This window comes from Vibrio sp. 10N.247.310.17 (genome assembly GCF_041466605.1).
In the GTDB taxonomy this organism is placed as follows: domain Bacteria; phylum Pseudomonadota; class Gammaproteobacteria; order Enterobacterales; family Vibrionaceae; genus Vibrio; species Vibrio tasmaniensis_A.
This window is the reverse complement of the sequence record NZ_JBFSTC010000012.1, coordinates 46,686-60,346: the sequence shown is the minus strand read 5'-3', so window position 1 is coordinate 60,346 and position 13,661 is coordinate 46,686. Positions and strand designations below refer to the sequence as shown.

Below are 13,661 nucleotides of genomic sequence, written 5' to 3'. Positions count from 1 at the left end.
ACGATGTAAATCGAAAAGTTAAATAAATAACGCCACTTGTGTTTTGCAAGTGGCGTTTTTTTTGGTCATAAGTGATTGGTTTCGTTTAGTGTTTGCTAAGCTTAATCACTTATTTTATTTCCCATTTTTTCGGAGAACCGTTGTTTACAGTAACTAACAAACTAGAGCTTCTTTTATCCAAGAGGCGAATAGTTGCAGAGGAAGACCCAAGGTATAAATCACCAACTGCTCCATTTTTTCCGAAATCTCGATTTAAAATTCCCCAAAATGTTTCTGAACCATCAGATAGAGTCAGTTTCCCTTTACTAGAAAAACTACCATCAGGACCATTATCACTTCCGAATATATATACAGTTCCGTTTTCAGTAGTTGCTGTCTTACCTGCAAAATCTGAAGAAGCAAATTTGTTAGAGCCGCCCATATTGCTTAAAGTGGTTTTTAACTCAGCTTCAACAACTGCTTTATCCATAAAGTTAGTGTTTTTTAGAGGCTGAGCTTTACTTGCGTTTGCGGTAGTAAGCTTAGTGAATAGTGCTGTATTGAGTACAGTAGTCGCGTCTGTTGATGGTGTATTGATTAGGGCTTGGAGTTCGGTTCTCACATCCTCACCATTCTCATTCAAATGTAAGCCAGATAGATCTAACTTATCTGTGCCAGCGTCACTGGTAAGTGATTTTAATAATGTTGCTATGGTTACTGGATTCGCTTTTTCTGAATTATTAGCAACCATTAGATCGTATGGTGTTGTATACGTTGAAGGAGCACTCACTGTGCCAATTTTAACGTCGTTATCTGTAAGCGTTGGCTCGTTATTGCTATCACAACGTCCGATATAGAAATCTACTGACTCTCCCGCGACAATTGAAAAGGTACCCCCCTCATTTGTGCATCCAGATTGACTCGCCGATTTATAGTAAAGCCCTTTCACAGGTTCGTCTATGAAGTTGTAGTCGCTGGTTATCTTTTCTGCTGGAGCGCCTGAAGAAGGTAAGCCACCATCATTATTATCGTTGCAACCAACTAGAATTGATGTGCTCATGATAGCCAAAGCTAACGTTGTTTTTTTCATTTTAAGTTCCTTATATTGATAGCGTTGGCATTCTATCAATCCAGATTCATTTATCTATAACCCGCTTGAATATGATTGATATTTCATGTTTATTTGTGATGTTGGGCGCGTTGTGTTTATTAATGCAATTTATTATTTAAAGCCCTTTTGCGGGGCGTTGTATTATTTTTTAGTTATCGAATTTTGGTCTAATACCGGAAGAGTGCCTTATAACCGATTGATTTATAATGAATCTAGCATGTCACTATTGCTTGGCTTCTTTACTCTAGGTGTCGTTACCCAACTGGAAAATTTTCTAACCTGAGGCAGTAGAGTAAAACTCAGTACCAATGCACACGGCCAAGCGAGAAAGAAGCTTTGCAGCCAGATTGGCGGCCACTCGGGGCTGAATCCCATTTTGTAGCCAGAAATTAACCCAGACATGATAGTCGCCATGGTCAGGGAGGATAAAATCGCGGTTACCCAAAATTGTTTGTTGTTCATACTGTGTTCTCCCGTGATTTTCTGTTGTTGATGAGATAAGGTTACATCTATCCATTAATGAGAAAAATAGGCACATATAGAAGTATGAATTCCATATTTGGAAACATTGATGATCTGTTCTTATTCTGTGCAGTGGTTGAAGAGGGCTCTTTGCTATCGGCTTCTAAACGGCTGCAACTCCCAGTGTCGACTATGTCGCGTAGGCTAACCGCATTGGAAGATCGCCTGAATATCCGACTTTTAGAAAAGAAAGGTCGTGAGCTGGTGGCCACCAAAGACGGCGAGGCGGCCTTTTCTGCACTGAGCAGCGGCATGGAGTCGATTCATCAGGGCTTTAATAGCTTGCTAGAAGAGCGTGACGCTATTCAAGGCAAGATAAAGCTCGCCGTACCTCACAACTTCTATAGTGGCTTTTTAAGGTCGATGGTAGAGCAATTCCTCACTCAATATCCGAACGTTCAGCTCGATCTTACCTTGAGCCAGCAACAGTTTATCCCGCAGACCGACCGTGACTTACTGATCACGTTTAAGATCTCAGAGATGGAAGGCATGATTGCTCGTCCACTTTTCAAAGCCAAACACGGATTTTTCGCGAGCCCAGAATACTTAGATTCGCGTGAGACGATTGAAAATCCGGACGACCTAGAGCTTCAAGACTGGATCAACGTTGATGATGTGTTTGATATGCCGCTCTACAAATCCGACCGCTTAGAGCAGATGATCACGATTAAACCCAAGTTCATCGTCAACGATATTCATGCGGTGGCGGCCGCAGCGCAAAAAGGTTTGGGGCTTGCCTCATTGCCTTTTCGTCATGTATCCCCTGAGATGAATTTGATTCAAGTGCTCCCTGAGTATCATCGGGGTGATCGCCAAGCGTATTTAGTGTACAAAGAAAGAAAATATCAGCCAAAGGCTTTGACCCTGCTTATTGATGCGTTGATTGAGAGTGTTCGATCTTTTCATAGCGATGACTTGGTCAAATAAAAGGAGAAAGAAATGAAAGTAAGTTTTATCGGGCTAGGCGTTATGGGCTTCCCAATGGCAGGCCACCTAGTCAAAGCCGGTTTTGAAGTAACGGTGTTTAACCGCACTCACAACAAAGCATTAGACTGGGCTGATAAACACCAAGGTAAAACGGCAGAATCTGTGGCTGAGTGTGTCGCAGAAGCTGACGTGGTATTGGTTTGTGTGGGTAACGATGACGACGTTCGCAGCATGACAACCAGCGAAATAGGCGCATTGGCAGCGATGAAGCCAAACGCAATTCTTGTCGATCACACCACAACGTCGGCAGTTCTGTCTGAAGAACTTGAAGTGGCAGCGAAGCAAGCTGGTGTTCGCTTTATGGACGCGCCAGTGTCTGGTGGCCAAGCGGGCGCAGAAAACGGCGTGCTAACCATCATGTGTGGCGGCGAACAAGCGCTTTTCAACGACCTTCAACCTGTATTCGAAGCTTACGGTAAGTCGTCAGTTCTGATGGGTAAAGTAGGCCAAGGCCAACGCGCAAAGATGGTCAATCAGATCTGCATCGCAGGCGTATTGAATGGCCTTTCTGAAGGCTTGGTACTTGCAGAGAAATCAGGTCTTGATATCCCAACTCTGGTTGATTGCCTTAAAAACGGCGCTGCTGGCTCGTGGCAGATGGAAAACCGCGCGACCACAATGGCGCAAGATAAGTTCGATTTTGGCTTCGCCATTGATTGGATGATCAAAGACTTAGGTTTCTGCCTAGATGAAGCAGAACGCCAAGGCATCCAACTTCCTTTGACGGAAAAGACCAACAACGCCTACAAGACACTGTCTGCCCAAGGACAAGGTCGCATGGATACATCAGTATTGATGAAAGCTGTAGTTGAAGAGACTAAGAAATAGAAGAATTTGAATAGTAGACGAGATTAAGTAGAGAGACTAAAAGTCGTCGAAGCTTCGTTCTGTTTTGACAAAATAGCCGCTAACTAGCGGCTATTTTTTATTTTTAATCAAAAAGAAAAATAACATATTTTTCAACAATGTAAGTGGTTGTAAGCTTGTTTTGGTTGAAAGTCCATCAGCACCGTTCGTGTGCTGCGAGATCTGTATCAATTTCACTTCACTCTATGCTGTGAATTGTTTAATTGTTTGAATTATATTGCCATTTCATTACAAAATAGTTGAGAAATAATCACTGCCTGAACTGATCTGTTTAGGTTATTGACTTATAAGTCAATGATAAAATAATAAAAAAACGTGATGTGATCATCATTATTAGTAAATTCCTATGCATTATTTTTCAGGATTATATGAAATAAATATCAACAAAGCTTCTTCTAGTTCCACTGCTCTTTTCTATCTTTTTAGTTGTAAGCAACTTAAAAAGCGAAGCTACCTCAAATGAGGTTATGGACAGTTTTCACTCTGTGTACGAGGACCGAGTCATTCCGTTATCTGATTTGAAAAGCATTTCGGATTTGTATGCGGTAAGCGTGATTGATGCGGCGAATAAATACCATGTGGGAATGATAGAGCAGGCGGCTTTTTATTCTGGTGTTTCTGTGGCGATGAAAGAGGCTCATGAGCTATTCCTTCATTATCTGGCAACGCAGCTAACAAGAGAAGAAGAGGGGTTGGCAAAAGAGCTTCAACTTAAAATAGATAAGGTAGAGCGAGAAGTACCATTAATTCTTGATAAACATAGAAATATGATGATTGATGATTCTGAGATGATCACTCAGCTTTATCTCCTTGTCGATGATATGGGAGGTGTTCTTGGTGAATTGATCTCATTGCAATTGGACGTCGCTAAGGAAGAATTAGCCCATTCTGATTCAGTTTTAGAATCCAACTCTTCTTTCTCATGGTGGTTGGTTCTTTTTTCTTCTATCGTTGCTTCTGGTTCATCTTATTTCCTAGTGAAAAGAGAATTGAGAAATTTACCATTGATCGTAAATTGGATTAAAGCCCTTGAGAATGGACGTTTATCGGATGTTAAGTTGAAAGAGGGTGGAAATGAGCTCGACAATATTTCAGATTCTTTGTCTCAACTGTCTGCAAAATTGAATGATATCCTGTCACAGGCAGGTGTAAGCATGAATTCAATTAACCAAAAGCAAGAAGAGTCTTTAGCTCTGATAGAGCGATCCCAGAGTAACTCTTTGAATGAATTATCATCGGTAGAGCAAATCGCTACGGCCGCGACTGAGTTATCTTCAACAGCAAGAGATGTTGCAGACAACGCACAAAGAGCTGAGCAGTCAGCGATGGAAGCGAATGACATTATTCAGCTAAGCCATGGAACATTGAAAAACTCAACTGACACGACAGAAGAAATTTCTGAATCAATATCAGAAACTCAAACGGTCGTGAATTTACTTAGAGAGCACTCAGAGCGTATCAGCAGTGTTGTTGAGGTAATTAAGAACATCTCTGAGCAAACTAACTTGTTAGCGCTCAATGCCGCGATTGAAGCGGCTAGAGCCGGTGAACAAGGAAGAGGATTTGCTGTTGTTGCTGATGAAGTAAGAGCCTTGGCAGGGAAAACGCAGCAGTCGACTATCGATATTCAAGAAATCATTGCGCAGTTACAAGACCAATCTAAGCAAGCGGATGAATCTATGGTGAAAAACGTTGAACTGATGCGCTTAACAAAGTCTACCACTGATGAGCTTGCTCAATCTTTTCATTCGATATCAGAAAAGGTTTTAAGTATTTCAGAAGTGAATGCCATTGTTGCTACGGCATCAGAAGAGCAAAGTGCCGTTACGACAGATATATCGACACAGCTTGAAAATATGAACGTACTGGTTCAACAAAATATTGAAGGCATTGATCAATCAGCTCAAGCAAACCAAAGCGTTGTTGAAGTGACGAAAGAACTCAACTCAGAACTAAGCTATTTTAAGTTAGACAGATAATGAGTCATGCAAGTGTGCTTTTTCCTTAGAAATTAAGCACCCTTGCTCTAGATGTAGTAATTTAGACCACGACAAGATAGCCGCCATTGAGCGGCTATTTTTTTGTCTGGTATATGTGTCATTGAATACATTACTTGGCTTAAAGAGGCCCGAATAAATCGTTTATTTAACTCAATAACGTTCTTCAGGGATTAATTTTCATGCGCAATTGTTTGCACTGTGCTTGGTTGGGTTTGTTTAAATTTACACAATCAGCTGTTGGTACAGCCTGTGCTTTGGCCATTGGTAAGCACGATCGCTCGGCAAGTATCCTTCTCTGAAGCTTAGCAATGCTTCTTTTTCTGAAACTCGCTCCTTTCTTCTCGTTTTCTTGTACTGCTCACGTACAAAGTTTCCCGATATTCGCTTTCTAATTCCCAATATTGCTATTGTTAAGTTAACGCTTAGATGAGAATAAGTCCTATTAAGGAGTCGTCTATGTATCTATCTGACAAGATGAGCGTCACTCAAGCCCTCATTGCACTATTAAAAACGGAAAAAAAGCGTATCACTTATACCAGTGTTAGCGCCGTGTTGTGCGTGTTCGCAGAACTTGCCACTTGGATTTGCTTATACGTCGCATTGAGCAATTATCTGAACACCCAAAGTCTGAACTTCTACTTAGCCCTTATGACTATCGCAGTTTGTGTGCGCTATTTTTTCTATGCGATATCGGTATGGCAGGCGCATCTTGCCGCTTATCAAATTATTCAGACCATTAGGCAGAAGCTTGTTCGTGCTCTGTCTGAAATGCCGACCGTTAAACTGATGCAATACCATCGTGGAGATTTAGAAAAACGACTCAATGATGATTGTCAGAGCCTTGAGCCTCTTATTGCTCATCATACTACCGATATTATTACTGGAACTTTACTTCCGTTTGTTTTGCTTGGTTTTATGGTTAGCATCGACTGGCAACTAGGCTTAATCGCATTAAGTCCTCTCCCCCTCGCTGTGATTGCCCAAACAGTCATGATGCGGGGCTTTTCAGATAGACAAAAAAAGTACAATCAAGTCGTTGCGAATATGCACAAGGCGCAACTGGAATTTTTACGCAGCATCGGCGTGATGAAACTTTTCGGCGTTGATGCTGACTCTTACCGCCAGTTAAGCCATAACATGACTAAGCACCACAAGCTGGTTAACGCTTATACCAATCAAATGGTTGGAGCATGGGTCACCTTTACCACCTTAGCTCAAGCGTCTTTGGTTCTTGTTATTCCATTCGCCATCGTAAAATTGACCCAAGGTTCATTAAGTCCAGTCGAGCTCGCAATGATCGTGATTCTTTGTGCCGGCATCCTTAAACCATGGTTGGATCTAACACAGATATTTGGGCAAGTGCAGCAGTCCTTCTCTTCTTTAGAGCGAATACTACCTCTGTTCCCCTTAACGTCGGATCAATATTTCAAATCCGTTGCAACGCCTTATGTCGAGCTTTGTTGTGAAAATTTAGCGGTCAAACGTGGCTCACTCGACATCGTCAGTGGGCTGAACCTTCAGTTATCTCATGGCGAATGCATCGTAATTCAAGGAGCGTCAGGCTCAGGGAAAAGTAGTGTATTGGCAACACTCTATGGAGAACTAGCAACATATGAAGGCGATTGGTTTATTAACCAAAAAACCGTGTCTTCGATGTCCGATAAAGAGCGAAGCCAATTTATCTCAGTTGTAGACCAACAGCCGGTTTTCTTCAGCGCATCAATACGTGAAAACTTGGTCTTAGGAGATCGATTGATACACGACTCCGTGATTCTCAAGCTCCTCGATATGCTTGGACTTTCTGCACTTATCGAACAACTTCCTAATGGTTTGTATTGCAGTATGGATGAAACCGAACGCAATTTTAGTGGAGGGGAACTACAACGGTTAGCCATCGCTCGTGCCATGCTGGTATGCCCTGTCATTCTGGTTTTAGACGAAGCGACTTCCCATCTAGATAAAGTAACGGAAAATCGTGTTCTAGAAGCAATACGTAAATATGCACCGCAGCAAATCCAATTGGTCATCAGTCATGGTCCAGAAGCGCTAACCATCGCTAACCGAGCGTTTTCACTATCACACGGTCAACTTAAAGAAATTGACCTTGAGGAGGCTGTCTGTGCGTAACACGCTCAAGCTACTCGATCACGCTGATATCAATCCAAAAATGTTTTTGGTTGGTATTGCAGGTAAGGTACTCAGTGAGACCCTGCCATTAATTTGTTGGCTACTGGTATTCGGAGCCCTTACCAAAACATTGTTACTTCCTCTTGAAGCCCTATTCGCAATTTCACTTATCACGGTTGTCGTTCAGTGGCGGTTAGGGCAATCCGCCAAACAGAGCTTCTTAGGCGCTTATGACATTACCCACCAACTGAGAAAAGTACTACTACATGACATTCGCAGCCAACCGTTTTCCAAGATAGTAGGTCAAGGTCTGGGAGAGCGCATTAAGCTAATCACTCGTGACTTAAAAGCATTCGAAGACATTTTTAGCCACTTAATTGCTGACTTGGTCTCGGCTCTAGTGGTTCCGTTCGCGATGCTTTGTGTAATGCTATTTTGCTCACCTTACCTTGCTTCACTTATGCTGATTGTTATGGTGAATGCGAGCCTATTATTGTGGAAATTCGAAGATGATTTTTCCAAAAAAGCACAGCGCCATGTCGATAAAAACGCTTCTTGCACCAACAAGTTGCTCGAATACATTGCTTGTTTACCCACGCTAAAACGCTTTGGTCGTAGTGAAGTATTAGCGACGCCACTTAGTCAAGAATTAGCTGACTTGCGCAAAACAGGGTTAGGGGTTGAATGGGCTGGAGGAATAGGCGTTATTTTAGCAAGCTTGCTGCTTGAGCTTTCTATTCCAATGGTCGCAGGTCTTGGTGCTTACCTAAATAGTATTGGCAACCTTACTATCGGGGAGTGGTTAGTTTCGATCATTTCTGCGGTTGCTTGTATCCGACCATTTGTGCGAATGGCCATTTTCTCTACGTTGTTGAGATACATGACAAAATCTGCAGATCGCTTGTATTTCTTGAGTCAAGAGCCACAACAACCTGTGCATGGTGTTCAAGCGCATCATCACGATATCGAATTCAAAGCGGTTGAGTTAACTCTGGATGGCAACACCATTCTTAAAGACATCAATTTGCAGGTTCCATATGGTCAATATATTGCGCTTGTTGGTACTAGTGGAGCAGGAAAAACCACGCTGTTGGACTTGCTCGCGGCATTCCATATTCCAACTCACGGGACAGTAAAAATTGGAGGCAGTACGGTAGAAGCTACTGGGACAATGTACTGGTATCAGCACATCTCCTACGTAACCCAAAATGTGCAATTGTTCGCAGGGACGTTAAAAGACAACTTGCTCATCGCCAAAACAGACGCAAGCCTTCAAGAATTGGAGACAGCAATCACAACCGCAGGACTTGATGAGTTGCTCGCCCGCTTGCCACAAGGGCTAAACACCGAAATAAATGAGAATGGCAAGGATTTATCGGGTGGAGAACGTCAACGCTTGTCCCTCGCAAGAGCGTTACTCCATGATGCGCCAATTGTGTTGCTCGATGAGTTTACATCTGCTCTCGACCACCCAAAGCAACAGGAAATACTGCAAAGCATTACCGAGAGTTTTGCATCTAAAACCATGATCACGATAGCGCATCGTTTGGACACCATTGCTGATGCCGATTGCATCTATTTGATGAGCCAAGGTCGCATTGATGATTTTGGCTCGCACGAGCAATTAATCACAACCTCTTCGCACTACCAGTCTCTGTGGGAAGCTCAACATAATAATTAAAACGCCAGCGCTGTGAGTAGTGCTAACTTATTCAGATTCAAGGAAAACAGTATGTACAATATATCTTCGCCGCGCACCGTTATTGCTAGCGCTATTCTGACTATTATGGGCTCTTCATATTCTTATGCTGAGGAAATGCTGCCAGTAATGGAAGTAGTTGTTGTTGAGGCGACTAAATTCGATACTCCCTTAACACAAGTGAATAACTCTGTTGTAGTCAAAACAGGAGAGGAGCTCGAGAAAGCAGGTATCTATCAAGTAAAAGATCTGGAGATGGTGTTTCCTGGGTTACTCATACAAACTCGCGGGAATCGAACTTACGCCAACACCACCGTGCGTGGGATTAGTTCACCAGACTATTACTCTCCTGCCGTAAGCATTTATGTGGATGGTATCCTTCAGGATAATGCTTTTGTTACTCAGCCGCTTATTAACGTAGAAAAAGCTGAATTGCTGCGCGGCCCGCAAGGGACACTTTATGGTGGTAACGCGCAAGGCGGTGTAATTAACATCGTAACTCGTCGTGAAGTTGATTCCACAGAAGTTAAGACTTCAGCTTTATATTCTAATTTAAGCCAGCAAATTGATACTGTCGTATCTACCCGTTTATCCGACTCTCTTTCTGCGGATATTGCCGCCAGATACGTCTACGATGAAGGTGATATTAAGCATGCCGCTAGTGAAAAAAAAGACGCAAACGATGCGGATGAAAAATCGGTAAAAGTTCGACTTCATTACTTACCAAACGACTCCAAACTTAGTGCAACCCTATCTATTTCGACCGATAAACTTGATAGTCATGAAGAATGGTACCTCACTGAACGTGAACATGATTCTGGCGTAAAAGATGCGCCTATTCCTAAACTGAAGCGAGACGTAAATACTTTTGCTTTAAATCTTGGTTACGATTTAGGTTCATCACAAATCACGAGTATCACAGCTTATCAAACACGCGAAATAGATCGGAAATATGTATATGGCAACTACCAAGAAGATCAAAATAAGTTCAGCCAAGAATTGCGGTTAAATCAACAATACAATGATCGTTTTAGCTATGTACTCGGTGGCTACTTGGAATCTCGCCGTTTAGACGTTTCGGCAAACAGTGCACGAAACAAGTTGGATTATGACACTTACGCGTTGTTTGGGCAGGCAAACTACCAATTCGTACCACAGTGGGACTTAACGCTTGGAGCTCGAGCTTCATACCTAAAAGTAAATTCTAATTTTAACGGAAACCCAGCATGGGGGATTAACCCTTTTAACAAAGAGCAGACAGAATCGACTGTCTCGCCAAAAGCCGCAATTGGTTGGCAAGCGAATGAGCAAACTCGAATTTATGCATCGGTAACAAGTGGTTACCGCCCAGGGGGATACAACGTCGTCCCGTTAAGTAATGCAGATGCAAATGGTTATGATGCTGAAAATTCACTTAATGGTGAACTGGGGTGGCGCACCAGTTTTGCGAATCAAAAAGTCGATTTTAGTGGTGCATTGTACTGGATCAAAACGGAAGATATTCAGCTATATACTGGTACACCTGGCAATCAGACTCTCAAAAATATGGGGGAGGCTGTGAGCAAAGGTATTGAAACCGAGCTGGCATTTTACCTAACCGACGATCTCACGATAACCGCAGCGGGGACTTATGGACGTTCAACATTTGAATCAAACAATAGTACATTTGAAGGCAATCGACTGCCATATGCACCGGACACGACAGTAACATTTGGCTTCAACTATTACTTGCCAGTAACGGGAGTCCAAGGGGATATTTCGATCAATTCTCAAGCTCGCTATAATTCCAATATTCACTTTAACGAAGCCAATTCACTATCGCAAAGCGCGTACACTTTGGTCGATTTATCAATTAACTATGACTATAACCAAGACCTGTCTATTTCGCTCTTTAGCAACAATATCACAGACAAAGAATACACCACCTACGCGTTCTCTTACGGACAAACCTACAGTAATTACGGTACTGGTAGAGAGATCGGTGTGAAAGCGAAATATGAGTGGTAGTGAAGCACATGGTTAGTACTCAAAGAATCAAACTCAAACCGTTGCTCGCCGTGTTGGCGAGCGTTTACACCATTCAAAGCCTGGTGAGTATGTTTACGCTACAAGGTTTACCCGCGGTCATGAAATATGAGGGATTAAATACCTCCCAAATAGGGTTGTTCTACCTTGCGATGCTTCCTTGGGTTGCTAAATTTTTGTGGTCACCTTGGATTGAACGACAACGAAAAAAGGAGGGGAGCTTAAAAAATCACGCCGTTATTATCTTTGGTTCTCAACTGGTCTTGATTGCCATACTCGCCGCCCTTTGCATTATGGGGACTATAGAGAGTCAAATGACGCTCTTTGTTGGTGTATTTGTTATCAGCCTCTTTTCTAGCTTCGCCGATATCGCTACCGATGGTCTCGCGATTGATCAGTTGGAAGCAAAGAAAAGGTATTTAGGTAACGTAATGCAAGTTGGGGGATCGTATCTTGGTGCGGTTTTTGGTGGAGGGCTATTTATCTATGTTACTGCGCTGTTCGATTGGCAAACAGCACTGTTTGGTCTGGCTTTACTGACTTTATTATTCAGCATACCAACGCTTTCTTTGTTTTTTAATAGCCATAATCAACAGTACGTAACAGCAATACAGCCTTCTCTAAAAGCCTCATTTTCTAATCCTAAAGTTAGGCTTGGATTGATATTTGTTACCTTGTCACAACTTGGTACTCGAGGGGGGCTATCAATGATGATGCCCTTCTTGGTTGATAGTGGTATACAGCTAGAAAACTTGGGGCTTTTGGTTATCGGCGGCGGTGTTATTACTGGTTTGATTGGCGTTGTTTTAGGTGGGTGGCTGATCAAAAAAAGTAATGCACTCAAAGTCCTACTGCTGATGACCAGTTTTGAGGTCATAGCTTTTAGCTTTTATCTAGCATACGATCTAAATATCACTGGATTGGGGGGGGTAATCGCAGGCGTTTACGTAGTAAATGGTATCATTACTTCAGCGAAATTTGTCGCGCTTTACACTTTGATGATGGATTTTGCCGCAGGTAATCAGTCAGGTGTGAACTTCTCACTTTTTCAATCTATGGATATGTTTATAGCAATAGTGATGGCAATCACGTGTGGCGTGTTAATTGACTCCTTGGGATATTCGGCACACTTTGAATTGATGCTCACCTTTAGCCTACTCGCAATATGCTTAATCCCTGTATTAAAACCAACCGGGAAGACAAACCTTGCTTCGCAAACCTAATCAAAGCTTTATCGTCAAAGGAGTCCAATTTTGAAAAGGGCTCTTTTCTCTGGCTGATCTACTTAGTTTAAAAATTAATATAAATGATACCTATTATCATTTATATTAATTACTCTGGGGAGATGCTCACAAGAAACGACGAGGCTGTAAGAATGAGTAATATCGTGAAGAGCTTAAGCTTAGTTAGCGGCTTAGAGGGAACGCTTGATGTTGTAGCTCTCGATGATGGTGTGAATGCCTACATAGTTAACTGTAAAGCGACAATGGACATTCAATTCAACGACCCAGCAGATGCAGGGTTCTATATAAGCTTTGCTGGCACCAACTATGCCTACAGTCCCAAATATCCAGATTACCCAGCGGCATCTTTTGCTTCTCGATGTATTGCATCGCTTTTGCTTGAACCTGAACCAGTCAACCCAATTGAATTAGCCGAAGGAGGTCGAATTGAGAACATTCGAATCCACTTCCCGTTACACCATAGCTTGACTAAAAACTTACTTCCCCAAAGTGGAAAATCATCATTCAAACCTTTTGATCTTTATGAAACTGGTTGGCAGATGCCACTAACAGGGGAGGTCCTCAATGTTGCTAAATCAGTTTGGAGCAATAATTTTCAAGGTATTGCCCGGACGGTGTGGTTAAGAGGTAAAATATTGGAGTTATTAGCACTACTCATGGTGCATAAAGAACCTAAATCTCTAGCAGAGCAAGCCTGTGACCTTATCGCAACGCAACCTCATATCGATTGGAATATACCATGCCTATCTAAGGAGCTTGCAACCAATGAGTGTTATTTAAAGCAATCATTTAGAGAACAGTTCAACATGGGTGTTGCAAGCTGGATACAGGCTTATCGCATCAATCTTGCTAAAGAGCGTTTAACCAATTCTAATGAATCAATTACCAATATCGCCCTAGATTTGGGTTATCAAAGTGGTAGTTATTTTTCGAAGGTCTTCAAACAGCACTCCGGGCTTACGCCAAAAGCATTTCGAAGCCGTCTTCTGGAATAGTGATCTGTATTAAAAAAGCATTCTGTCAAAGTCTGATCAATCTCAACCATTCGCGGCCCGACTCAACCATTCACTCCTTGTTATTACCATTCGTCGCATTGATAA

At 42.3% G+C, this 13,661-nt stretch carries 10 protein-coding genes; 8 read left to right on the top strand and 2 right to left on the bottom strand.

Features of this window, described 5'->3' with window-relative positions; genetic code table 11:
- Window positions 1-109: 109 nt before the first annotated feature.
- Both AB6D80_RS06065 and AB6D80_RS06060 read right to left on the bottom strand, forming a co-directional pair.
- Window positions 110-1,069: a hypothetical protein gene (locus AB6D80_RS06065; protein ID WP_017102220.1), complete on the bottom strand. Its 960-nt coding sequence runs from the start codon at window positions 1,067-1,069 to the stop codon at window positions 110-112.
- A gap of 222 nt (window positions 1,070-1,291) precedes the next feature.
- Window positions 1,292-1,552 carry a DUF2798 domain-containing protein gene (locus AB6D80_RS06060; RefSeq protein WP_017102219.1) on the bottom strand — a complete coding sequence of 87 codons (261 nt, stop codon included), beginning with the start codon at window positions 1,550-1,552 and terminating at the stop codon, window positions 1,292-1,294.
- Window positions 1,553-1,636: 84 nt separating this feature from the next.
- Between AB6D80_RS06060 and AB6D80_RS06055 the strand changes: the two genes are divergently transcribed.
- From AB6D80_RS06055 to AB6D80_RS06020, 8 genes are all read left to right on the top strand, one after another.
- Window positions 1,637-2,539, top strand: coding sequence for a LysR family transcriptional regulator (locus AB6D80_RS06055; RefSeq protein ID WP_032500568.1), 903 nt, complete (start codon window positions 1,637-1,639; stop codon window positions 2,537-2,539).
- A gap of 12 nt (window positions 2,540-2,551) precedes the next feature.
- Window positions 2,552-3,427 carry an NAD(P)-dependent oxidoreductase gene (locus tag AB6D80_RS06050; RefSeq protein WP_372188018.1) on the top strand — a complete coding sequence of 292 codons (876 nt, stop codon included), beginning with the start codon at window positions 2,552-2,554 and terminating at the stop codon, window positions 3,425-3,427.
- 416 nt (window positions 3,428-3,843) lie between these two features.
- The gene (locus AB6D80_RS06045) at window positions 3,844-5,445 is read left to right on the top strand and encodes a methyl-accepting chemotaxis protein (RefSeq protein ID WP_372188042.1); all 1,602 of its coding nucleotides are present in this window, start codon (window positions 3,844-3,846) and stop codon (window positions 5,443-5,445) included.
- 477 nt (window positions 5,446-5,922) lie between these two features.
- Window positions 5,923-7,593, top strand: a complete 1,671-nt coding sequence (locus AB6D80_RS06040; protein ID WP_372188016.1) for an ATP-binding cassette domain-containing protein — start codon at window positions 5,923-5,925, stop codon at window positions 7,591-7,593.
- Window positions 7,586-9,274 (top strand): ABC transporter ATP-binding protein, encoded by a 1,689-nt coding sequence (locus tag AB6D80_RS06035; RefSeq protein WP_372188014.1) that lies wholly within the window; start codon window positions 7,586-7,588, stop codon window positions 9,272-9,274. The genes AB6D80_RS06040 and AB6D80_RS06035 overlap by 8 nt, the downstream gene beginning before the upstream one ends.
- 51 nt (window positions 9,275-9,325) lie before the next feature.
- A complete protein-coding gene (locus AB6D80_RS06030; protein WP_372188013.1) occupies window positions 9,326-11,299 on the top strand; it encodes a TonB-dependent receptor in 1,974 nt (657 codons plus the stop codon).
- A gap of 8 nt (window positions 11,300-11,307) precedes the next feature.
- Entirely contained in the window at window positions 11,308-12,540 is a 1,233-nt protein-coding gene (locus AB6D80_RS06025; protein WP_372188012.1) for an MFS transporter, read from the top strand.
- A 152-nt stretch (window positions 12,541-12,692) separates the two neighbouring features.
- Window positions 12,693-13,556 carry an AraC family transcriptional regulator gene (locus tag AB6D80_RS06020; protein WP_135381077.1) on the top strand — a complete coding sequence of 288 codons (864 nt, stop codon included), beginning with the start codon at window positions 12,693-12,695 and terminating at the stop codon, window positions 13,554-13,556.
- Window positions 13,557-13,661: the final 105 nt, after the last annotated feature.

Excerpts from the sequence above, each read along its gene's own strand:
- AB6D80_RS06065 (WP_017102220.1), bottom strand. The coding sequence starts at position 1,069 with ATGAAAAAAACAACGTTAGCTTTGGCTATCATGAGCACATCAATTCTA.
- AB6D80_RS06060 (WP_017102219.1), bottom strand. The coding sequence starts at position 1,552 with ATGAACAACAAACAATTTTGGGTAACCGCGATTTTATCCTCCCTGACC.
- AB6D80_RS06055 (WP_032500568.1), top strand. The coding sequence starts at position 1,637 with ATGAATTCCATATTTGGAAACATTGATGATCTGTTCTTATTCTGTGCA.
- AB6D80_RS06050 (WP_372188018.1), top strand. The coding sequence starts at position 2,552 with ATGAAAGTAAGTTTTATCGGGCTAGGCGTTATGGGCTTCCCAATGGCA.
- AB6D80_RS06040 (WP_372188016.1), top strand. The coding sequence starts at position 5,923 with ATGTATCTATCTGACAAGATGAGCGTCACTCAAGCCCTCATTGCACTA.
- AB6D80_RS06030 (WP_372188013.1), top strand. The coding sequence starts at position 9,326 with ATGTACAATATATCTTCGCCGCGCACCGTTATTGCTAGCGCTATTCTG.
- AB6D80_RS06025 (WP_372188012.1), top strand. The coding sequence starts at position 11,308 with ATGGTTAGTACTCAAAGAATCAAACTCAAACCGTTGCTCGCCGTGTTG.
- AB6D80_RS06020 (WP_135381077.1), top strand. The coding sequence starts at position 12,693 with ATGAGTAATATCGTGAAGAGCTTAAGCTTAGTTAGCGGCTTAGAGGGA.